The 21,834-nt window shown below is 76.3% G+C and carries 16 protein-coding genes; 12 read left to right on the top strand and 4 right to left on the bottom strand.

What is annotated here, in order from left to right; translation table 11 throughout:
- Window positions 1–12: 12 nt before the first annotated feature.
- The 3 genes from ACIRRU_RS07975 to ACIRRU_RS07965 all read left to right on the top strand — a co-directional run bounded on the left by ACIRRU_RS07975 (window position 13) and on the right by ACIRRU_RS07965 (window position 5,369).
- Entirely contained in the window at window positions 13–210 is a 198-nt protein-coding gene (locus ACIRRU_RS07975; protein WP_363199605.1) for a hypothetical protein, read from the top strand.
- 79 nt (window positions 211–289) lie between these two features.
- Complete coding sequence (locus ACIRRU_RS07970) at window positions 290–3,211, top strand: helix-turn-helix transcriptional regulator (protein WP_403677611.1); 2,922 nt, start codon at window positions 290–292, stop codon at window positions 3,209–3,211.
- A 232-nt stretch (window positions 3,212–3,443) separates the two neighbouring features.
- Complete coding sequence (locus ACIRRU_RS07965; RefSeq protein ID WP_403677608.1) at window positions 3,444–5,369, top strand: BTAD domain-containing putative transcriptional regulator; 1,926 nt, start codon at window positions 3,444–3,446, stop codon at window positions 5,367–5,369.
- On the opposite strand, the gene lanKC is transcribed toward ACIRRU_RS07965, so the two are convergent.
- The 4 genes from lanKC to ACIRRU_RS07945 form a co-directional block, all read right to left on the bottom strand.
- Window positions 5,356–8,175 (bottom strand): class III lanthionine synthetase LanKC, encoded by a 2,820-nt coding sequence (gene lanKC / locus ACIRRU_RS07960; protein ID WP_403677605.1) that lies wholly within the window; start codon window positions 8,173–8,175, stop codon window positions 5,356–5,358. The genes ACIRRU_RS07965 and lanKC overlap by 14 nt on opposite strands.
- A gap of 10 nt (window positions 8,176–8,185) precedes the next feature.
- On the bottom strand, window positions 8,186–9,589 hold the full coding sequence (locus ACIRRU_RS07955) for an MFS transporter (protein WP_403677602.1): 1,404 nt from the start codon (window positions 9,587–9,589) through the stop codon (window positions 8,186–8,188).
- A 210-nt stretch (window positions 9,590–9,799) separates the two neighbouring features.
- Window positions 9,800–9,949: a hypothetical protein gene (locus ACIRRU_RS07950; RefSeq protein ID WP_363199610.1), complete on the bottom strand. Its 150-nt coding sequence runs from the start codon at window positions 9,947–9,949 to the stop codon at window positions 9,800–9,802.
- A gap of 115 nt (window positions 9,950–10,064) precedes the next feature.
- The gene (locus ACIRRU_RS07945; protein ID WP_363199611.1) at window positions 10,065–10,226 is read right to left on the bottom strand and encodes a hypothetical protein; all 162 of its coding nucleotides are present in this window, start codon (window positions 10,224–10,226) and stop codon (window positions 10,065–10,067) included.
- Window positions 10,227–10,510: 284 nt separating this feature from the next.
- Between ACIRRU_RS07945 and ACIRRU_RS07940 the strand changes: the two genes are divergently transcribed.
- The 9 genes from ACIRRU_RS07940 (at window position 10,511) to ACIRRU_RS07900 (ending at window position 21,805) form a co-directional block, all read left to right on the top strand.
- Window positions 10,511–11,662, top strand: a complete 1,152-nt coding sequence (locus tag ACIRRU_RS07940; RefSeq protein WP_403677598.1) for a radical SAM protein — start codon at window positions 10,511–10,513, stop codon at window positions 11,660–11,662.
- Between the two features lie 152 nt (window positions 11,663–11,814).
- Complete coding sequence (locus tag ACIRRU_RS07935) at window positions 11,815–12,462, top strand: iron-containing redox enzyme family protein (protein ID WP_403677877.1); 648 nt, start codon at window positions 11,815–11,817, stop codon at window positions 12,460–12,462.
- On the top strand, window positions 12,459–12,677 hold the full coding sequence (locus ACIRRU_RS07930; protein ID WP_363199613.1) for an aroma-sacti cluster domain-containing protein: 219 nt from the start codon (window positions 12,459–12,461) through the stop codon (window positions 12,675–12,677). Before ACIRRU_RS07935 ends, ACIRRU_RS07930 begins: the two co-directional genes overlap by 4 nt.
- Window positions 12,678–12,899: 222 nt before the next feature.
- Window positions 12,900–16,511, top strand: a complete 3,612-nt coding sequence (locus ACIRRU_RS07925) for an AAA family ATPase (RefSeq protein WP_403677595.1) — start codon at window positions 12,900–12,902, stop codon at window positions 16,509–16,511.
- A gap of 3 nt (window positions 16,512–16,514) precedes the next feature.
- Complete coding sequence (locus ACIRRU_RS07920) at window positions 16,515–17,441, top strand: S8 family peptidase (RefSeq protein WP_403677592.1); 927 nt, start codon at window positions 16,515–16,517, stop codon at window positions 17,439–17,441.
- Window positions 17,425–18,060: a GAF domain-containing protein gene (locus ACIRRU_RS07915; protein ID WP_403677874.1), complete on the top strand. Its 636-nt coding sequence runs from the start codon at window positions 17,425–17,427 to the stop codon at window positions 18,058–18,060. The genes ACIRRU_RS07920 and ACIRRU_RS07915 overlap by 17 nt, the downstream gene beginning before the upstream one ends.
- A 163-nt stretch (window positions 18,061–18,223) precedes the next feature.
- Window positions 18,224–19,012, top strand: coding sequence for a sugar phosphate isomerase/epimerase family protein (locus ACIRRU_RS07910; protein ID WP_403677589.1), 789 nt, complete (start codon window positions 18,224–18,226; stop codon window positions 19,010–19,012).
- 178 nt (window positions 19,013–19,190) lie between these two features.
- Complete coding sequence (locus ACIRRU_RS07905; protein WP_403677586.1) at window positions 19,191–21,023, top strand: glycoside hydrolase family 3 protein; 1,833 nt, start codon at window positions 19,191–19,193, stop codon at window positions 21,021–21,023.
- Window positions 21,024–21,148: 125 nt separating this feature from the next.
- On the top strand, window positions 21,149–21,805 hold the full coding sequence (locus ACIRRU_RS07900; protein ID WP_403677583.1) for a hypothetical protein: 657 nt from the start codon (window positions 21,149–21,151) through the stop codon (window positions 21,803–21,805).
- The last annotated feature ends 29 nt before the right edge of the window (window positions 21,806–21,834 follow it).

Here is a 21,834-nt window from a genome sequence, read left to right as displayed (position 1 = left end):
AATGAGGCAGAGATGACGCAGTTCGACGAAGCGGCCACGCAGGCGACCGACGAGAACGCGTACGGGGGCGCCGCCGAGCACCCGGCCGGGCGCATCTCCCTAGGCTCCACCGGAGGCCTCGGTGCCCGCAGCAGACTTCTGAGCGCGTCGGAGGGCGAGAGCGGCTACAGCCACGACCTGCCGTGGACCACCATGACGTCCCCGTTCTGACGGTATCCGGCCGACTGAAGGCGAAAACAGTCGTTTTGGGCCGCTGCCAAGGGAGTTGAGGCTCCAGTAATCTGCGGCCATGCGAGCGACTTCGCCGGTCATCGTCGGTCGGGACGATGAGATCGGACTGCTGGGCGACGCCCTGGACTCCGTACGACGGGGTTCGGGGCGTGCGCTGTTCCTCCTCGGGGAAGCCGGGATCGGCAAGTCCCGGCTGGTCGGCGCGTGCGCCTACCGGGCCTACGAGCTGGGGATGCCGGTGCTGCGCGGCCGGGCCACCTCGACCGGTCTCGTCGTCCCGTTCCGGCCCCTCGCCGAGGCGCTGGCCTCCCGGTTCCGGGCGGCGGGCACCCCGACCGACCCGGAGCTGACGCCCTACCATCCGGCGCTGGCCCGACTGGTCCCGGAGTGGCGCAGAGGGGACTCCCCGGGCTATCCGGAGACGGTCGTCGAGCTGGCCGAGGCGCTGCTGCGACTGCTGTCCGTGCTGGGCCGGGAGGCGGGCTGCACGATCCTGCTGGAGGATCTGCACGACTGCGACACCGAGACCGTCGCGGTCGTCGAGTACGTCATCGACAACCTGGCCGATCTGCCGATCCTGCTGCTGGGCACCCTCCGCCCGGAGCCCGGCGCCGCCCTGGATCTCGTACGCTCCGCCGAGCGCCGCCACACCGCGACGGTAAGGGAGCTGGGGCCGCTCGGCGAGGCCCAGGTCCGCACCCTCACGGGCGCGTGTCTGGAGGCTCCGCCGGAGGAGATACCCGAGCCGGTCCATCTGCGGCTGGCCGAACGCGCGGCGGGCAACCCCTACCTGCTGGAGGTGCTGCTCGCCGACCTGCTCGACACCGGGCGGCTGAGCCGGACCGAGGACGGGTGGGCGACGACGGGGCAGCCGGAAGGGGCTCTGCCCTCGGACATCGTGCGCAGCTGGGCGCGGAGACTGGAGCGGCTGGACGAGCCGGTGCGGGAGCTGTTGCTGGCGGCCGCCACGCTCGGCAGCCAGTTCTCGGTGACCGTGCTCCAGACCGTGACCGGCTTCGAGGACCGGGCCCTCTTCGCCCATCTGCGGTCCGCGGTGGAGGCGGGGGTCATCGCCCCGGACGGGGCCGCCCCCGACCGGTACGCCTTCCGGCACTCGATGACCGCCGAGGCCCTGGTCTCCTCGCTCGCCCCGGCCGAACGCGCCTCGCTGGCCCGTCGGGCCGCCGCGGCCGTCGAGGACTCCGGGCAGCCGCTGGACGAGGACGGGCGGCAGCTCGTCGCCTCGCTCCACCTGGCCGCGGGCAACCGGGCCGGAGCGGCCCGCCGGTTCGCGGACGCGGGGAGACGGATGCTCGCTTCGGGAGCGTACGGCTCTGCCGTGGTGCTGCTGGAGCGGGCGCACACGCTGGCCGACGACGGCGACAAGGCCCCCGTCGCCGAGTCGTTGGCCCTGGCCCGGGCCAAGGGCGGGGATCTGGACGGCGGGCTGTCCCTGGCGGACGCGCTGCCGCCGGTCCCGGCCCGCTCCGAGGCCGCCGCCCGGCGCGGCGAGACCCACATCGAGCTGGCCTGGGTGGCCGTCATGACCGAACGCACCGCCGACGCGGCCCGGCAGGCGGAGGCCGCCCGCGCCCTGCTCGGTCCCGAACCGCCCCCCGGCCGACGGGCCGCGCTCGCCGTGGTCGACGGGCATCTGGCGCTGCTCCCCGGCCATGGGCGGGGCCCCCGGGACCCGGCCCGGACCGAACGGGCCGTCCGGGAGGCGGCGGAGACCGCCGAGGCCGAGAAACTGCCCGTGGTCGCCTGCCAGGCCTGGCAGTTGCTGGCGCTGCTGCGGCGGGAGGAGGGTTTCGACGCGGCGGACGCGGCGCTGGAGCGGATGCTGTCGCTTTCCACCGAACACGCCCTGCCCATCTGGCGGGTGGAGGCGCTGGTCCGGCTCGGCGCGAACGCCTTCATGCGGACCGGGGACGCCTCCCGGCTGCTCTCCGCGCGGGACGCGGCCACCGAACTGGGCGCGCTGATGCTGACCCGCACGGTCGACGGACTGCTGGCGATGAACGCGGTGCTGTGCGCCCGGTGGGAGGAGGCGCAGGAGATCATCGACCGCTGGGAGCGGGCCAGTGCCCGGGTCGGGGACCTGTCCGCCCACCGCTATCTGCTGCTGGCCGGGGCCACGCTGGCGGCGCACCGGGGCCGTCGGCGGGAGATGGACCGGGCCCTGGCGGCGTTCCGCCGGGCCGGGGGCGAGGAGTCCCTGCTGGTGCCGTTGCGGCTTGGGCTGTGCCGGGCGTTCGGCGCGCTGCTGGAGGAGGACCGGGGGCGGGCCACCGCGGAGCTGGACGCGGCGCTGGCCTGGGAGGAGGACCACCCGAGCTACTACTACCTGAGCGGCCGCTACGGGCTGCGCCCGCTGCTGCGGGTCCTGGCCGGTGAGGCGGACCGGGCGGAGCTGACGGAGGCGCGGTCGGCCCCCGGGGGCGCGCTGGCGTGGAACCGGCAGTTCCTGGAGCTGGCCGGTGCGGTGCTGGCGGGCCGGGCGGGCGACCCGGCCGGGGCGGCGTCGCTGGTGGCGGCCTTCGAGAAGGCGTCCGCGCCCTTCCCGGTCGCCCGCCACCTGGGCCTGCGGCTGGTCGCGGACGCGGCGCACGCCGACGGGTGGGGTGAGCCGGTGTCCTGGCTGCGGACCGCCGAGGAGTTCTTCTACGGGGCCGGGGTGCAGCCGGTCGCCTCCGCGTGCCGGGCGGCCCTGCGGCAGGCCGGGGCGAGCGTCACGCAGCACCGGGGCGGCTGGGACCGCATCCCGTCGCCGTTGCGGAGCAGTGGCGTGACCCCGCGCGAGTACGAGGTGTTCGTGCTGCTGCCCGAGCGGCCCGGGAACCAGCAGATCGCGCGGCGGCTGTCCATCTCGCCGCGCACGGTGGAGAAGCACATGGCCAGCCTGCTGAGCAAGACGGGGCGCGCGGACCGGGCCGCGCTGTGCGAGTTCGCCGCCGAGTGCGCGGTGGAGCCGGCCTGAGAAGGCGGCGGGCTCCTGGGGGCCGGGGGACCAGAGCTCCGGGGGCTCTGGGGGCCGGGGCGCGGCCGGTCTGGGGGACCCGGAGCGCAACATGGGGGTCCGGGGCGGTTTCGGTCGGGGCCGGAGGCGGAAAATGCGGGCGGGGCCCCGATGTGGGGGCGGTCCGGGCGGCGGCACGATCGGGGGGTGCGTACGGCAGCCCGTCCCCGTCCCCGTTCCCGGAGGCCCGCTGATGATCCGTCCTCCCGCCCCTGTCGGCCCGCCCGCCGCCGACGGCGTGCGCGTCAGTCTGCTCGGCCCGCTCACCGCCCGTACCGGCGGGGGCGGCGAGCTGCCGCTCGGGCCGCGCAAACAGCGCCTGGTGCTCGCCACGCTGCTGGCCCGCCCCAACACCCCCGTACCGGTCGATGTGCTGACCGACGCGGTCTGGCCGGACGACCCGCCGCGCACCGCCCGTAAGAACCTCCAGGTCTACGTCAGCGCGGCCCGCACCCTGCTGGGGCCCGCCGCGGACGGCGGGCGGGAGCGGCTGGTGCACGGCTGCGGCGGTTATCTGCTGCGCATCGGCGAGGACGAGCTGGACACCCTGCGCTTCGGGGCGCTGGCGCGCGCCGGGCGGGCGGCGGCCGGGCGGGGCGACCGGCACGAGGCGGCGCGGCTGCTGCGGGAGGCGCTGGACCTGTGGCAGGGGCCCCCGCTGCACGATCTGCGGGACTCCGCGGTGGTGGCCGAGGAGGCCGACCGGCTGGAGACCCGGTGTCTGGGCGTCCACGAGGACTGGGCGGAGACGGAGATCGAGCTGGGCCGGGCGGCCGTGGCCGTGGACGGACTGCGCGACCTGGTGGAGCGGCACCCGTTACGGGAGCGGCTGCGGGCCGCCTGGATGAACTCCCTGCACCAGTGCGGCCGTCAGGCCGAGGCGCTGGCGGTCTACGACGACTACCGGCAGCTGATGGCGCGGGAGCTGGGCCTGGAGCCGAGCCCGGCCATGGCGGCGCTGTACCGGTCGGTGCTCGGCCGGGGGCGGGAGGCCCGGCCCGCCGTCGCGGAGCCGGTCCGGGCGGTGACACTGCCCGCGGACACCGGGGCGTTCACCGGACGCCGCGACGAACTGCGCGAGCTGCTGGGCGTGCTGGACGCGGGCGAGGAGCGGGTGGTGGTCGTCTCCGGTCCGGCCGGGGCGGGCAAGTCGGCCCTCGCGGTGCGGGCGGCACATCTGCTCGCCGACCGCTTCCCCGACGGGCGCGTCCACGTCCGGATGCGCCGGGAGGACGGCACGGCGCGCGGGGCGGCGGAGGTGCTGGCGGAGGTGGGCCGGGTATGCGGGGTGCCGGAGGACGCCGGCAGGGGCCCGAGCGGGGCGCCCGCGGCGGCCTGGCAGGAGTGGCTGGCCCGCCACCGGGCGCTGCTGGTCCTGGACGACGTCCCGGACGAGGCGTCCGTCCGCGGGCTGCTCCCCCGGTCGGGCCACTGCCGGGTCCTTCTCACCGCCCGCCGCCAACTCGCCGGGCTCGCCCCGGTGCACCGGATCGCGCTGCCCGCCCTGGCGGACGGCGAGGCGCTGGAACTGCTGGGGAAGCTCATCGGGCCGGGACGGCTGCGCACGGACCCGGCGGCGGCGCTGCGGATCGTCCGGGCGTGCGGGGCGCTGCCGCTGGCGGTGGGGGTGAGCGGGATGCGGCTGGCGGTGCTGCGGCATCTGCCGCTCGCGGAGTACGCGGCCCGGCTGGACGACCCGGCGTCCGCGCTGGACGAACTGGTCGCCGGGGACCTCTCCGTACGGGGGCGGCTGGCGTCGGGCTGGCGGGATCTGGCGGACCGCGACCGGTGGGTTCTGGGGCGGCTCGCGAGGCCCGCCGAGGACGGCGGCCTCACCCTGGACCGGGCCGCGGCGGCGCTGGGCTGCGGTGAGCGGGAGGCGATCCGGGCCGTCGAGTCGCTGATCGACGCGGGGGCGGTGACCTCACCCGCCGGAGAGGTCACCGCTCATGCCGCGCTGTACGAAGTGCCGCGCCTGCTGGGCCTGTTCGCCCGGGAGCAGGAGGAGCTGGAGGAGCTGGAGGAGCAGGAGGAACGGGAGGGACGTCGGGAGCAGGGGCTGCGGGAGGCGGGGGCCCGGTCCGTCGGGCCGCCCGCCCCCGCTCTCATCCCAGGGTGAGCAGGCTCAGCAGATCCCGCGGCCGGGGGGGGGCGCCCCCCCCGGGGGGGGCCCCCCCCCGGGGGGCGCCCCCCCCCCCCCCCCCCCCCCCCCCCCCCCCCCCCCCGGGGCCCCCCCCCCCCCCGGGGGGGGGCGGGGCCGCCCGCCGCGGTCGGCCCCCCCGCCCCGGGGGGCCCCCGGGGGGGCCCCGGCCCCCCCGCCCCGCCGGGGGGGGGCCCCCCCCCCGGGGGGCGGCGCCCACTTCCGTGTCGGCGCCCGTCCCCGCCCCGGCGCCCGCCTCCGCCCCGGCCAGGAAGTGCAGGGCCAGGAGCAGTCCGGCCGCCCCGGTGGCCAGGTCGGCCGAGCAGCGGCGCAGCCGGGAGCCGGGCACCAGCAGCCGGTCCCCGTCGGCGACCAGGTGCCAGGACAGGTTCCGCACCGAGGCGAGGACCTCGGGCCCGGCCGGGCCGTCCTCCAACTGGCGTGCGGTGGCGACCAGTCCGGCCCGTCCGGTGAACAGTCCCGGCTCGCGGACGAACTCGTTGCCGCACCCCTTGCGCACCCCGGGCAGCAGCCCGGCGAGCGCGGGGGCCTCCTGGCGGGCGAGGTAGGCGCGGGCGACGAGGGCGAAGCCGCCGCTGCCCTGGTCGAGGTAGAGCAGATGACGGCGGCCGTCCTTGACCTGCACCGTGCCGTCGTCCATCGCCACGCAGTGCCCGGAGTCCCGGTACAGGGCGGTGCGGGCGGCGCGCAGCAGCCAGTCCTCACCGGTGAGTGCGTGCAGTTCGAGGTGGAGCAGGGCGACGCCGCTGAGCCCGCGCAGCAGCCCGGCCGACGGCGGGGCCTGGGGGCCGCCCGCCACGCTCTCCCCCCGCACCAGGCAGTCCAGCTCCCAGGCGGTGCGCAGCGCGGTGTCCACCAGCCCCGGGTCCGGGGCCCCGGGGCCCGCCGTCGCCAGGCGGAGAGCGGCGAGCGCGGTGCCCGCCCGCCCGGTCAGCAGGTCGGCCGAGAGGGAGGGATGGGCGGCGGAGACGGCCCGGTCGAACAGCTCGCGCCCCTCGTCGGGGCGGCCGAGCAGGGCCAGTGTCACGGCGGTGCCCGGGAGCCCGGCGTAGAGGCCTCCCGGGGCGGCGGGGTCGCGGCGGCGGGCGGCGTCGGCCAGCCAGTCCGTCCACGCGGCCGGGACGGGGGCTCCGGTGCGGTGCAGGGCGTACAGCACTCCGGCGGCGCCGTGCGCCACATCCGTACCGCCGCTGGTGAAGGCCTGGGGGTCGCCGGGGAAGAGCCGGTCGCGGCGCTCGGGCGTCGCGCCCGCGTGGATGCCCGCGAGCAGCCGGGCGCGCAGCTCCGCCCAGTCGGGGCCGGGTCCGCCGAGGAGGGCGGCGATCTCGCGTTCGTGGCCGGCGGCGCTCTCCGCCGCCCGCAGCAGGGCCGGGCGGGCCGGACCGGCGTCGGGGGCGAGGCCGTAGCGGTCCCGGGCCCAGGTCTCCAGGGCGAGGGCCTTGGAGCGGTCGTGGGAGGCCATCTCGGTCAGCGGCATCAGCATGGTGAGCCAGGTGGCCCACAGCGCGTAGGCGTCGGCCTCCGCGCCGGGGGTGCCGGGCGGCGCCTGGAGGCCGGGCGCTCCGGCCAACGGAGTTGTCTCGTCGTCCAGTTCGGTGGCGTACTCGAAGTCCACGAGCGCCAGACGCCCGTCGGGCCGCAGGATGATGTTGGAGGGGTGCAGGTCACCGAAGCGCAGCCCCCGCGCGTGGATCTCCCGCAGCGCGTCGGCGAGTTGACCGGTCACCTGCTCCACCCACGCCGCGTACGGGGCGAGTTCCGCCGCGGTGCGGGCACCGCGTACCAGCGCGAAGCGGGCCACGATCTCGTCCAGCAGGGTGGGCCCCGCCACGTACTCCGTCATCAGGAACCGGTGCTCCCACACGGTCCGTACGCCGTAAACCTCCGGTACGCAGTCGAGCCCGGCGAGCGCCGTCAGCGCCCGGTGCTCGCGCTCCAGCCGGGTCACGGCGTCGTCTCCCACCGCGTCCAGCCCGCAGTACGGCCGGGCCTCGCGCATCACCACCCGGTGGCCGGTCTCCCGGTGCCGGGCGAGATAGATGCCGCCCGCGTTGGAGAACTGGAGGGCCTCGGTGACGGTGTACGGGAAGGAGTCGTCGCGGGCGGCGGCGCGGGCGGCGAGGTGGGGCCGCAGCTGCTCGGGCACCGGCACCCAGGCGGGCGTCCGGAACACCACCCCCCGTTCGTCGGGCACCAGTTCACCGGAGGGGTGGCGCAGCGCGGGCACCCGCTCGCCCCGCTCGTCGCGGCACCAGCGGTCGACGAAGGAGCCGTAGCGGACGTAGACGGGGGCGTCGCCGACGCGGAGGTCGCTGAGGATGTACGGGCCGCGGCGGCCGGCCAGGGTGCGGGTCAGCTCGTCCAGCAGCCGGGTGAAGGCCGCCTCGTCCGGCGGGTAGAGGGTGAGGAACTTCCCCGCGCTGCCCCGGGACATGTACTTCCCCGACATCAGCAGCAGCGCCTGTTCGCTGCGGAGGAACTTGAAGGGGACCCGGTGCCGGAGGCAGATCGCGGCGGTGTCCCGGAGGGTGAGCGCCGCCTCGTCGGGGACGGTCGACACGTGGATCTTCCAGCCCTGCTCGGCCGGTTCGCGGTCCTCGGGCAGCAGCGACGTCCACAGGCCGCCCGCGACGCGCCGCCAGCCGGAGGGCGGTTCGGCGGCGTCCAGCGGGTAGCGGGTCTCCCGGTCGGGGAGCCGGGCCGGGGTGTCGTAGTACCTGCGGTCGGCGAGGCAGTACAGCTGGGTCTCCTGGATGCCGGGCACGGCAGCCTCCTCAGGGTGCGCCGGGGGCGGCGGGGTCGGGAGCGGCGGGGGCGGTCTCGCGCGGGCGGCGGCCCTCGGCAGCGGGCACGGCCTCACGGGCGCGGCGGTCCTCGGGAGCGGGCGCCTCCGGCACGGCGAGTGCGTCCGGCGCTTCCGGAACGGCGAACGCGTCCGGTGCGTCCGGTGTGTCCGGTGCGGGTGTCTCGGGCGGCGGGGCGGCTCCGGCCCGTACGGACGGGGCGAGGGTGAGCACCGCGGCCGAGACGGCGAGGACGCACCCGATCACGCCGAAGGCCGGGCCCGCGCCCAGGGCGGCCAGCAGCGCGCCGCCCGCGAGCGGGCCGAACGGCTGGACGACCGAGGACAGGAAGGACGCGGCGCTCTGCACCCGGCCGATCCGGTCCTCCGGGGTGACGATCAGCAGGGTCGACAGGAAGCCGATGCTGGCCAGCGTCGACAGGCACATGGCCACCGCGCACAGCACCCCCGCCACCAGCGGGCTGCTGATCCACGCCAGCACCCCGGCCGTCAGCACACAGCTCCAGCAGGTGACCAGGAGCAGGGCCCGGACGTGCCGGTCGGGAGCGAGCCGGGGGGCGAGCAGCGCCCCGGCGAGGGCCCCGGCCGAGACGCAGGTGATGACGAACCCGCCGCCGAGACCGGACTCCCCGCCCTCGGAGAAGACGGCGAGCGCCGTGAACGTCAGGGCCCCGAAGGCGAAGTTCATGCCGAGGCCGAAGATCAGCAGCACCGTGCGCAGATAGCGCAGGTTCCAGATGAAGCCGAGACCGGCGGTGAGTTCCGCACGGCTGAACACCGAACCGGCCCTGGTCCGGGCGGCGGAGCGGGTCCGGACGAGAGTCACGCAGACGGTCGACAGGAGCAGCCCGAGGAACTGGGCGGTGAAGGGCAGCGCCTCGTGCAGCCCGAACAGCGCCCCGCCGATGAGCGGGCCCACCAGCCGGGTCGTGGACGTGCGCGCCTGGAGCCGCGCGGTCGCCGTGCCCAGCTGGTCCGGGGGCACGACGGCCCGGAGCAGCCCGAAGGCGGCGGGGGCGTAGACGCTGTTGATGACCGCCCCGGCGATCGCCACGGGCAGCACGAGCGCCATGGGGGCGCGCCCGTTCCAGACCGCGACGGCCAGGGCGGCGACCGCGAGCAGGCTGCCCACGTCGCACAGCCGCATCAGCCGACGGCGCTCGATGCGGTCGGCCATGACCCCGCCCGGCAGCATCGTGATCAGCACGGCGCAGACGGACACGGTGCCCACGGTGCCCGCCTGCACGGGCGAGCCGGTGTCCTTGAGGATGAGCAGGGGCAGGGCGAGGGCGCTCATCTGCCCGCCCAGAATGGCGAAGAGGCCGCTCATCCAGAGCAGCCGGAAGTCCCTGTTCGCGCGGAGCGGTTCGGCCATCGGGAGGCTCCTGGAGATCGTCGGGCGGTGCGGGGTGGCGTTCCGGCCCCCCTGTGGGGGCGTTCCGGTGCTGGTACGGGGTCATGCGGCGGGGCGGCTCCCGTGTGCGCGGAGCCGCCCCGTACCGCCTGGCCGCGGGCCGGGCGCCACGGGGCCGAGGCGTCGGCCTCGTCCCACCGCGGCGCACGGCCCGGTGCGTTCAGCGCTGCGTCACTTCTGCTGCTCGACGACGCTCAGCACGCTGATGCAGTTGCCGTCGGTCGTGTCGCCGCCCTGGACGGACGTCTCCTGGAGGTCCAGCACGGAGTGGGCCTCGACCTCGGGGGTCTCGTCGGCCGCGGGCTTGGTGTTCTCGGACATGGTGATCTCCATCCACGCGTCACTGGGGGAACGGGAACTACGGAAGAAGCCGTGAGGCTGAGCCGCGGAACGGGAGCCGCGGTGCGTGCGTCGACCGGTCGTCGACGGCGCCGGCTCAGTTCTCGACGACGCTCAGCACGCTGATGCAGTTGCCGGGGGGCGCGATGATGTCGCGGTCGTTGTGGACGGACGTCTCCTGGAGGTCCAGCACGGAGTGGGCCTCGACCTCGGGGGTCTCGTTGGCGTCGTCGGCGGCGGGCTTGGTGTTCTCGGACATGGTGGTCTCCATCCACTCGTCACTGCGGTGCGGCGGGCCGTTGCCTGCCGTTGCCGAGAAAGTTAGGGACCCGGGCCTGGCGAACGCTTCGGTGCCGGTATGGCAGCGGTATCGGGCCTGCTCGGAGCGGTGGACCCGCCTCGCACGGGGTCGGCCGGGACCCTGGGGGACCGTCCTGAGCTGCGCCCATACCGCTGCCGAAGCGTTCTCGGACCGTCCTCGAACCGGCGCCCCGCAGCCTGGGTACGCACCCGACGCGCCCGGCCCCGAAGGAGGCGGCCCGCATGGAACTCGCCGAACTCGTCGCACGACGGCCCTTCCCCGCCGCCGGGCTGCTGCTCGGTCTCACCCGGCGCTGCCCGCTGAGCTGTGCGCACTGCTCGACCGGGTCGGACCTGTTCACCCGCGAGGAGCCCGACCCCGGCCAACTGGAGCGTTTCGTCGGCTCGTTCACCGAGGAGAACCGGCCGGACGTGGTCATGCTGACCGGCGGCGAGCCGCTGCTGCTGCCCGGACTCGCGGAGCGGCTGAGCACGCTGGCCCGGCGCGCCGGGTCCCGTACGGCCCTGCTCAGCGGGATGTTCTTCGCCCGTTCCGGGGGCCGGGCGGCACGGGGCGAGGGGGGTTGGCGGGGCGGCCGCAGGGCCGGGGCGATCCCGCCCGCGATCCTGCGCGCGATCCGCTCGGTCGACCACTTCTCCGCCTCCCTCGACCTCCACCACGAACGCGAGGTGCCCCGCGCGGACGTCTTCCGGGTCCTCCACCGCGTCCGGGAGGAGGGGGTGGCGGTGAGCCTCCACCTCACCGGGACCGGCGGCGGCGATCCGTATCTCGCCGACCTGACCGCGGCCGTGGCCGAGGAGTTCGACGGTGCGGTGCCGTGCCTGGTCAACGAGGTGCGGCCGTTCGGCCGGGCCGCGTCCTGGGCGCGGGCGGCGCGTACCGGCCCGGACCCGGCCGTGGCCTCGCCCTGCTCGATGGCCGCCTGGCCGGTGGTCGCCTTCGACGGGCGGGTGCTGGCCTGCTGCAACCAGGACACCGTCGACCGGCGGCCGGTCCCGGCTCATCTGGACCTCGGGCACATCGCGGAGGACGACTGGGGCACGGTGCGCCGCCGGGCGCTGGAGTCCCCGGTGCTGCGGATGCTCCGCGCGGTGGGGCCCGCGCATCTGGCCGCCCGGTACGGCTCCGGGCCCGCCGCCGGCTCCTACTGCGAGGGCTGCCGGGCGCTCGGCGACGACGAGGCGGTGGCGGCGGGGGCCCGTGCGGTGGCGGGCGGGGTGGCCGGGGAGCTGCTGGACCTGGCGGCCGCGCTGCGCGGCTCCCGGGACGGCGCCCAGGGCGTCGTACGCCGTCACGGCTGCGCCTCGTACGCGCCGCTCGTCGTCGCGGGTGGTCCGCCGCTGCCGGAGACCGACGTCCGGGACGCCCGGTGACGCCCGCCCGGCAGGCCACCGGAGCTCCGGACGCACCCGGAGCGCCACACGTGTCGGGAGCACCGCACGCGTCCGGAGCTCCCGGCGCCGCGTCCCGGCTGCGGACCAAACTGCTGCTGCTGGAACCGGAGTTCCGGTCCGCCACCGCCCACATGTGGCGCACGGAGGGGCTGTTGCCGCGCTACCGGAGCTACCTGTGCACCATGCACGCCGTCATCCGAGCCTCCGTCCCCCTGATGGAGCTGGCCCGCGACCGGGTCCGGCAACAGGCCTTCTCCGGTGACCCGTTGGCCGCGCCGCTCGCCGCCTACCTGGAGGAGCACATCCAGGAGGAGGAAGGACACGACGACTGGCTGCTGGAGGATCTGCGGGCGGCGGGCGGGGCGGCCGGTGACGCGCTCGGTCCGCAGCCCTCCCCCCTGGTGGCCTCGCTGGTGGGGGCCCAGCACTACTGGATCGAGCACCACCACCCGGTCGCCCTGCTCGGCTACATCGCCGTCCTGGAGGGCTACGCCCCCTCCCCCGGCCTGACCGGGCACATCGCCCGGCGCACCGGGCTGCCCGCCGCCGCTCTGCGGACCGTTCAGGAGCACTCCGTCCTCGACACGGACCACCTGGACGAGCTGTACGCGCTGCTGGACCGGCTGCCGCTCACCCGGGAGCTGGAGGCGGCCGTGGCGGTCAGTGCGCTGCACTCCCTCGACGCGCTCACCCGGCTGTTCGTCCGGCTCGGGCGCTCCGCCGCGACGCCGTCGCCGCGGGGAGCCGGACCTGTCTCACCGATGGGAGTCACACCATGACCGGACCACCCGGCAACGACGAACGCCCGCCCCTGAACGATGTGTTGTACGCGGCGGGCTTCCCGGTGGACCTGCTCACCGAGGAGCAGCGCGAGGTGCTGGGCGCGCTGACCCCGCAGGAGCTGGACCTGCTGCTCGACGTCAAGGGCCGGCTGGACGCCGTGGGGCCGGAGGTGCAGGCGCACGGCGAGATCGCCGGGGGCGCGCTGTTCTGACCCGGAGTCGGCCGGGGCCCGGCACCCGCCGCACCGCGGGCACCGGGCCCGTACCGGCCCCGCACCCTCGTGCGCGCCCGCACTCCACGGCCGTTTCCGCACTCCCCGTTCCCAGCCGTTTCCGCATCCGCCCCCTGCATCCGCAGACCCCGCCCCGGTGCCCCGGCCCGTATCCGCTGGACACCCTTCGACCGCACGGCTCCCGGGAAAGAAGGACCCGCCATGAACTGCCTCTCGTGCCAGCAGGATCTGCCGCCGACGGCCCGGTTCTGCTCGTCCTGCGGCACCCCCTGCGCGACCGCGGCGGCCGCACCGGCCCCCGTCGTACCGGCGGGTGACGAACGCAAGCCGGTGACCGTGCTCTTCTGCGACCTCGTCGGGTCCACCGCGCTGTCGGGGGTGCTCGACCCGGAGACGCTGCGGACGGTGACGCTGCGGTACTTCGAGGCGATGAGCGCGGAGATCACCGCCCGGGGCGGCACCCCGGAGAAGTTCATCGGGGATGCCGTGATGGCGGTGTTCGGGGTGCCCGTGGTCCGGGAGGACGACGCCCGCCGGGCCCTGGCCGCGGCGCTCGGGATGCGCCGGTCGCTGGCCCGGCTGAACGAGCAGCTCACCGCCACCCTCGGCATCGAGCTGACCACCCGGGTGGGGGTCAACACCGGTCAGGTGGTGGCCGGTTCGGATACGACCGCCCGGCAGGCCCTGGTGTCCGGCGAGACCGTGAACATCGCCGCCAGACTGGAACAGAACGCGGGCCCCGGCGAGATCCTCATCGGCCCCGGGACCCTGCTCGCCGCCGGTCCGACCGTACGGGCCGAGCCCACCGGACCGCTGCGGCTGAAGGGCAAGCGGGACAGCGTGGAGGCGTACCGGCTGCTGGCGCTGGGCGGCGACGACCCGGAGCTGCTGCGCCGCTTCGACGTCCCCTTCGTCGGCCGCCGCACCGAACAGCGGGCCCTGGACGCCGCCCTGGAACGTGCGGCGCGCGGCGACGGCGCGGGCCTGCTGCGGGTCACCGGCGAGGCGGGCATCGGCAAGACCCGGCTGGTACGTGAGTGGCTGACGCGGCGGTCCGCGTCCGGGGCGCTCGCGTACGGGGCGGGACGGTGCCGCTCCTACGGGGACCACGGCACGCTCGCCCCCCTGGCCGACGCGGTCCGTACGCTGCTGGCGTCCGCGCCCCCGCCCGCCACGGCGGCCGACGACGACGCGATGGCCCTGCTCTCCGGGGGCCTGCTGCGCGACGGCGCGCCGAACGCCTCCTTCGAGGACATGTGCGCGGCTCTGACGACGGTCCTGGACCGGGCCGCCCGGCAGCGCCCGGCGGTCCTGGTCCTGGACGACTGGCACCTGGCGGCCCCGCTGCTGGTCCGCACCGTGCGCCGGCTCACCGACGGTTCTGGGTGCCCGGGGGTGCTGGTGCTCTGCGCGGGGCGGCCCGAGGGACCGGACGGGGGTGCGGGCACGGAGCCTGGGGAGGGGCGGCCGGACGGCCGACACACCGGCGCCGGAAGCCCCGGCGGCCGACGCACCGATGGGCTGGGCCGGTTCCAGCTCATCGGGCTTCCCCGGGAGGAGGCGCGGCTGCTGGCCGCCCGGCTGGCCGGGCAGGACGGCCGCCCCGGGCGGGTGGACGACCGGCTGCTGACCCGGGCCGGGGGCAACCCGCTCTATCTGGAACAGCTTCTGGTCGGCGGCCGAGCGGACTCCCCGGCGGGACGGCACCCCGAAGGGGTGGGCCCGGACGAGGAGTTGCCCCCTACGCTCCAGGCTCTGCTGGGCGCCCGGATCGGGGCCCTGGCCCGGCCGGAGCGCTCGGTGGTGGACCTGGCGGCGGTGATCGGACGCGAGTTCACCGCCGAGGAACTGGTCCGGCTGGAGCTGTCCGTACGGGCCGGAGAGGGACACGGACCCGGACCGCTGGCCGAGGCGGCCGGGCCGGGTGCGGAGTACCGGGCCCGGGTGGAGGGGGCGCTGGCGGGGCTGGGCCGCCGCCGCCTGGTGGAGAGGGGACCGGCGGAGGGCCGGGAGGCACCGGCGTACCGGTTCAGCAGCGGCCTGGTGCACGAGGTGGCGTACGCCTCGCTGTCCAAGCGGGCCAAGGCGGACCGGCACGCCTGGGCGGCGGAGCTGCCCAGCGTGCTGCGGAGCGGCGACGGCGCGGTCGGCGGCCATCTGGAGCGGGCCTTCCGCTACCGCGCCGAGCTGGGTCTGCTGGACGACACGGCCCGGCGGCTCCGCGACCGGGCGGCCGCCTCGCTGGGGCGGGCCGGGGCGCAGGCCGCCGCCCGGTCCGACCTGCACTGGGCCCACGACCTGCTGGAACGGGCGGTGGCCCTGGGTCCGGGAGGGGCGGCCACGCCTGTGCCCGTGGACCCGGGACCGGCGGCGCCCCATCCGCCCGCGGGCCTGGCACCGGTGGCCTCCCGCCCGCCCGGCGGCCCGGCGGCTCCCGGGCAGCCGGCGCTGCCCGGCCACGCGGGAGGTGCCGGGCATCCGGTCGCGCCGAACACCGGCAGCGATCCCGGGCCCGGCTCCGGCCGCGAGCCTGACCCCGCCTTCGGTTCCGGCTCCCACCACAGGTCCGGCAGCGAGTCCCGCCCCGACTCCCGTCCCGTCCCCGGGCACGCGGCGGCGACGCGGCGGCTGGGTGAGGTGCGCGTGGCCCTCGGCCGGACCGCCGAAGGGGCCGAACTTTTGCGCCATGTACGGGACTTCGGCGGCGACTCGGTGGAGGCGGCGCACGCCCGGCTGGCACTCGCGGTGCTCGATCCGGGTGGCCCGGGGCCGGGCCCGGCGGCCGTGGCCAGGGCCGTACTGCCGGTGTTCGAGGCGGCCGGGGACGCGACCGGCCGGGCGCGGGCCCATCTGCGGCTCGCCCAGCAGTTCCAGCGGTCCGGGCGGCACGAGGAGGCGGAGCGGGACCAGGCCAGGGCGCTGGAGCAGGCCGTGGTGGCCGGTGCGGAACCGGAGCGGGCCGGGGCGCTCGGGGCGATCGGCGTCTCGCTGTGGCGCGGCCCCGTTCCGGCGCCCGCGGCCGTGGTCCGCTGCCGGACGCTGCTGGCGGCGCACGGCGCGGGCCGCCCCACGGTCCGGGTCACCCTCAACTGCCCGCTGGCGGTGCTGTACGCGCTCCAGGACCGGCCCGACGAGGCGTTCGAGTGCCTGGCCGAGGCCGAACGGCTCGCCGGGAAGCTGGGGTTCGCCGAGGCGGAGGTCTTCCTGCCGGTGTTCCGGGCCACGGTGGCGGGGCTGCTCGGCCGGACCGAGGAGGCCCTGGCCCTGCTGGCGCGGGCGGACGCGGCGGCCCGGCGCACCGGGGCGGCCGGGATGCGGACGGCGGTGGCGCTGGACGCGGCCCGGCTGGAGCTGGACCGGGGCCGGGCGGACCGGGCGGCCCGGTGGGCGGCGGAGGTCGCCGACCCGGCGGAGCTGAACCGGGCGGACGCGGTGGACCTGGCGGGACTGACGGCCCGGCTGACGGTGGCCGACCGGCCCGCCGTGGCGCTGGAGCAGGCGGCGCGGGCGGTGCGGGCCTCCCTGCTCACCGACTCGCCGCTGGTGCAGGCGACGGCCGAGCTGGACCGGGCGCACACGCTCGCCGCGCTGGGCCGGGGGGTGGAGGCCCTGGGCTGCGCCCGGTCGGCGGAGGCCCACTTCACGGGCAAGGGCCATCTGCCCGGGGCCCGGCGGACGGCGGCCTTCCTCAGGCCGCCGGTGCCCGGGGCCGTACCCGTACCCCCGGCCGTGACCGTAAAGGCACCCCCGCCCGCGGCGATGACCGCGTCCGCTCCCCTGACCACGGCCGCGACGACGAGAGAGCGGAGCTGACCGATGACGACCGCGGAAGCGAGCAGCGGGCCCCGCGTGACGGGCGGGGCGCCCCCGGGGGCGCGTACCGCACCGGGGCAGGGGCTGACCTGGTCTCTGCGCGGCCGGGGCCCCGACGACGTGCCGGTGCTGGCGGACCGGCTGCCGCCGGGCGGGCGGCCCGCCGGGGAGGCCACCGGGCGCGGGGTCCGGGTGTGCGTGGTGGACTCCGGCGTGGAGCGGGACCATCCGCTGGTGGGCCCGCTGTCCGGGTCCTGGGTGGTGATCAAGGACGAGGAGAGCGGCGGGATCACGGTCGAGCCGACCACCACGGGCGACACCTGCGGACACGGCACGGCGTGCGCGGGCATCATCCGCCGGACCGCGCCGGACTGCGAGATCCACAGCGTGCGGGTGCTCGGGGAGCGGTTCTCCGGCACCGGGGACGTCCTGATGGCCGGGCTGCGGTGGGCCGTCGAGCAGCGCTTCGACATCGTGAACCTGAGTCTGTCCACGACCCGTACGCGCTTCGCGCAGGAGCTGCACAGCCTGGCCGACAGCGCCTACTTCGCCCGTACCGCGATCGTCGCCTCGGCGCACAACACCCCGGTGGAGAGCTTTCCGTGGCGGTTCGCCTCGGTGATCTCGGTGGGCAGCCACCAGGAGGACGATCCCGCGCTCCACCTCTACAACCCCGAGCCCCCGGTGGAGTTCTTCGGCCCCGGCCAGAACGTGACCGTGCCGTGGCTGGGCGGCCGGACGATCCGCACCACGGGGAACAGCTTCGCCACGCCGTACGTCGCCGGGCTCTGCGCCCGGCTGCTGTCCGCGCATCCGCGGATGACGGCCTTCCAGCTCAAGAACGCCCTCTATCTGTCCGCGGCCAACGTGCGTCACGCGCCGCGCCCTTCGACAGCGGCAGGAGATGTCCGTGATGGTTCCGAGAACTGATTCCGCCCCCGCCCCCGCCCCCTCCTTCCCCGCCGCGTCCGTCGCCGACGCGCCGCGCAGTGAACTGCTCCAGTCGGTGGTCGACGTGGCGCGGGCCATCTTCGGGGCCGAGGCCAGCTCGGTCTTCCTGCTCGACGAGGAGGCGGACGAGCTGGTGTTCCAGGCCGTGTCCGGGCAGGGCGAGGAGTTCCTGGTGGGCCGCCGGTTCCCGGCCGGGCGGGGGATCGCCGGCTGGGTGGCGACCTCCGGGGAGCCGATGGTGGTGGACGACCTGACCTCCGACCCGTCCTTCGACCGTTCGCTGGCGGAGTCGACCGCCTACGTGCCGAACGCCCTGATGGCGGCGCCGTTGATCAGCGACGCCCGGATCCTCGGCGTCCTGGAGGTGCTGGACCCCTCCCCGCAGGCCCGGTCGGGCCTGCGGGAGCTGGATCTGCTGGCGATGTTCGCCCGGCAGGCCGCCGCCGCCCTGCGGGTGCTCACCCCGGAGCGGGTGCGGGCGGCGGAGCACGGCGCGGCGGCCGGGCGGGGGCCGGACGGGGCGCTGGAGGGGGCGCAGCGGGAGGACGCGCTGCGGCTGCTCGGCAGCCTGGAGCGGGTGCTGCGCGGCGTGGGCTGAGCCGACGGCACGGGCCCCGGTCCGGGCCGCCGCGCCGGGTTCCCGTACGGGAGTAGCCCCCGGCCGGGCGGGCAGGAGCGGGGCGAACGCCGGAGAGGCCCCGTGCGCGGACACCGCGGCGCGTCGGCCGCCAGGGCGTCGCTCTCCAGGAAGGACAGGCACGATGAAGCTCGCTTTCTCCACCCTCGGGCTCCCGGGCACACCGGTCACCGAGGTCGCCCGGCTCGCCGCCGCACACGGCTACCAGGGGGTGGAACTGCGCGTCCACCCCGAGGAGCCGGTACACCTCAAGCTCTCCGCCCTCGAACGCGCCGACGTCGTCGAGGCGTTCCAGGCCGCCGGGGTGGAGATCCTGGCCCTCGCGGGGTACGTGCGGGTGGCGGCCGAGGGGGACGACGAGCCGGTCCACGCCGAGCTGACCGAGCTGGTGAAGCTGGCCCGGGACCTGGGCGCGCCGTACGTCCGCGTCTTCCCCGGCGGCGGTGACCAGGACCCGGAGGAGGCCGACGCGACCGCCGCGCGCAGGCTGGGGGCCGCCGCGCCGTCCGCCGCCGACGCGGGCGTCAGCATCCTGCTGGAGACCCATGACTCGCACCGCGCGGGCGTGGACACCGCCCGGGTCGTGGCGACGGTCGGGCACCCCCGGGTCGGGGCGATCTGGGACGTGCTGCACACGTGGCTCGCCGGGGAGGAGCCCGCCGCCAGCCAGGCCGTGCTGGCCCCGCACCTGGGGTATGTCCAGGTGAAGGACGTCGCCTCGGCGGAGGACCTCACCCCGTTGCCTCTCGGGGCCGGGGTGCTTCCGCTGGCGGCCTGCCTGGACGGGGCGGAGCCGCGGACGTGGGTGTGCTGGGAGTACGAGAAGCGCTGGCACCCGGGGGCGGCGGAGCTGCCGGGTCTGCTGGACGCCGGCCGGGACCACCTGCTGAGTCTCCTCGCGCCGAAGCAGTAGCCCGGCGCCCGGCCCGCTGACCGGCCGTCACCTCATCGGGCTCCAGCCGCATATGCCGACCGCGTGCGCCGTTCGCGTACGCGGGGGCACGTTCACGGCACGCTCCCTTGACCGGAAGTTACTTTCCCTATAAGCGTATTTTCTTGGAAGTTTCTTTCACTCTCGGGAAGGAGCTCACGTGCCCCACCCCACCTCCAGACGCACCCTGCTCACCGCCACCGCCGCCGCCACCGCGGCCGCCGCCACCGGCGTCCTCACCGCCCCCGGCGCCGCGGCCGCGCACCCCACGAACGCTTCCACCGACCGGAGGCTGCGGCGGATCATCGCCGGGATGAGCCTGGAGGAGAAGGTCGGCCAGCTCTTCGTGTCACGGGTGTACGGGCCCTCGGCCACCGGCCTGGACCAGGCCGACATCGACGCGAACCTCAAGGAGCTCGGGGTCCGCGACGGCGCCGAGCTGATCGCCACCTACCACCTCGGCGGGATCATCTACTTCGGCTGGGCGCGCAACACCCGCGACCCGCACCAGATCGCCGGTCTCTCCAACGGGCTCCAGCGCGCCGCCCTCGCCGAGCGGCACCGCATCCCCCTGATCGTCTCCACCGACCAGGAGCACGGCATCGTCTGCCGGGTCGGCGAACCCGCCACCCTGCTGCCCGGCGCGATGGCCCTGGGCGCGGGCGGTTCGCGCTCCGACACCCGCCAAGCCGCCCGGATCGCGGGCACCGAGCTCGCCGCCCTCGGCATCAACCAGAACTACGCCCCCGAAGCCGACGTGAACGTCAACCCGGCCAACCCGGTCATCGGCGTACGGTCCTTCGGCTCCGACCCCGACGCGGTGGCGGGCCTGGTCATCGAGCAGGTGAAGGGCTATCAGGGCGCCGGGATCGCGGCGACCGTCAAGCACTTCCCCGGGCACGGGGACACCAACACCGACAGCCACACCGGACTGCCCGTCATCAACCACACCCGCGAGCAGTGGGAGGAGCTGGACGCCCCGCCGTTCCGGGCCGCGATCCGGGCCCGGGTCGACTCGGTGATGACCGCGCACATCGTGGTCCCCGCGCTCGACCCGGCCGAGGTCCCGGCCACGCTCTCCCGGCCGATCCTGACCGGGATCCTCCGTGAGGAGCTGGGCTTCGACGGGGTCGTCGTCACCGACTCGCTGGGCATGGAGGCGGTGCGCATGAAGTACGGCGACGCCCGCGTCCCGGTGCTCGCCCTGCTCGCGGGTGTGGACCAGCTGCTCAACCCGCCGAACCTCCCCGTCGCCTGGAACGCGGTGCTGGACGCGGTCCGCGGCGGCGAGATCAGCGAGGCGCGGATCGAGGAGTCGATCCTGCGCACCCTGCGGCTCAAGCACGAACTGGGCCTTTTCCGCGACCCGTTCGTCAGCGACCGGGGCGTGGACCGCACGGTCGGCATCCGCCCCCACCGGGCCGCCGCCGACCGGATCGCCGAGCGCACCACCACCCTGCTCGCCGACCCCGGCTCCCTGCTGCCGCTCTCCCGCCGCTCCCACCGGAACCTGCTCGTGGTGGGCGCCGACCCCGCGTCCCCCTCCGGGACGACCGGGCCGCCGACCGGCACCCTGGCCCACGCCTTCGGTGAACTCGGCTTCAACGCCAGGGCGTTGTCCACCGGGACGGCCCCGGACCGAGCGAAGACCGACGAGGCCGTGGCCGCCGCGCGCGGCAAGGACGCGGTGATCGTGGCGACGTACAACGTCACGGCGGGCAGCTCCCAGCGCGACCTCGTCACGGCCCTGGTGGCGACCGGCGTTCCGGTCATCACCGTCGCGATCCGCAACCCGTACGACATCGCCCACCTCACCGGCACCGGGACCGCCGCCTCCCTGGCCACGTACTCCTGGACCGACGTGGAGCTCCGCGCCGCGGCCCGGGTCATCGCGGGCCGCGCCGCCCCGGAGGGCACCCTGCCCGTGCCGGTGCCACGCGCGGACGACCCGACGCAGGTGCTGTACCCGGTGGGCCACGGACTGTCGTACTAGCCCTACGCCGCCCGCCCCACCCCGGCGTCCGGCCGACGGCGCAATACACCCCCGCACCTGGCGTGGCCCCGCTCCGGCGGGCCACGCCAGGTGTACGTCTGGACGGACGCATCGGGGGTTTCTTCATGGCTGAGCACACGTCCCCGGGGCTCCGGCGTCCGCTGCCGCCGGTCCTGACGCCGGTCCTGACAGCCGTCCTCCTGCCCGCCCTGGCGGCGGCCGCGCTGCTGCTGACGGGCTGCCGGGTGGCCGACGGCTCCGGCACCGACGACCACGGTCCCGCGCCCGCCTCCACCGCCCCCTCACCGTACGGAGTGGTGTTCCTCGGGCCCGGCGACTGCAGTTCGCGGGGGCCGGTGATCCGGGAGGTGTCCTGCCGGAGCGAGAAGGCCGCGGCCCGGGTGGTGGCCCGGCACCTCGGCCGCCCGGACTCCGGCCCGCTCTGCCCCGGCGGCACCGACTTCCTCCTGCACGTCTCCGAGACGGGCGACGGGGCCCGCTCCCGGCTCACCACCGGCTACGCCTGCATGCGCAACCTGGAACCGCCGCACCCGGGCGACCCGGGGCAGGGCGGCGGCCCGCTGACCGTGGTCGGGGACTGCGTCACCGCCTCCCGCGCGGGCGAGGTCCGGGAGACCCCCTGCGACGACGCGGGCGGCCGGGCCCCGCGCTACCGGGTGGAGTCTGCGGTGCAGCGGCGGGACCAGTGCCCCGGCACCACGGACCTGTTCGTCTCCCTGCGCGGGGACCTGCCGGTGGGCTGTGCCCGCCGGTCACCGTGACGGCGACCGGCGGGCGAGCGCGGCGGGGG

This window comes from Streptomyces sp. NPDC101181 (assembly GCF_044767975.1).
In the GTDB taxonomy this organism is placed as follows: Bacteria; Actinomycetota; Actinomycetes; order Streptomycetales; family Streptomycetaceae; genus Streptomyces.
Note: the sequence above shows the minus strand (reverse complement) of the source record. Positions and strands in the feature narration are given on the sequence as shown.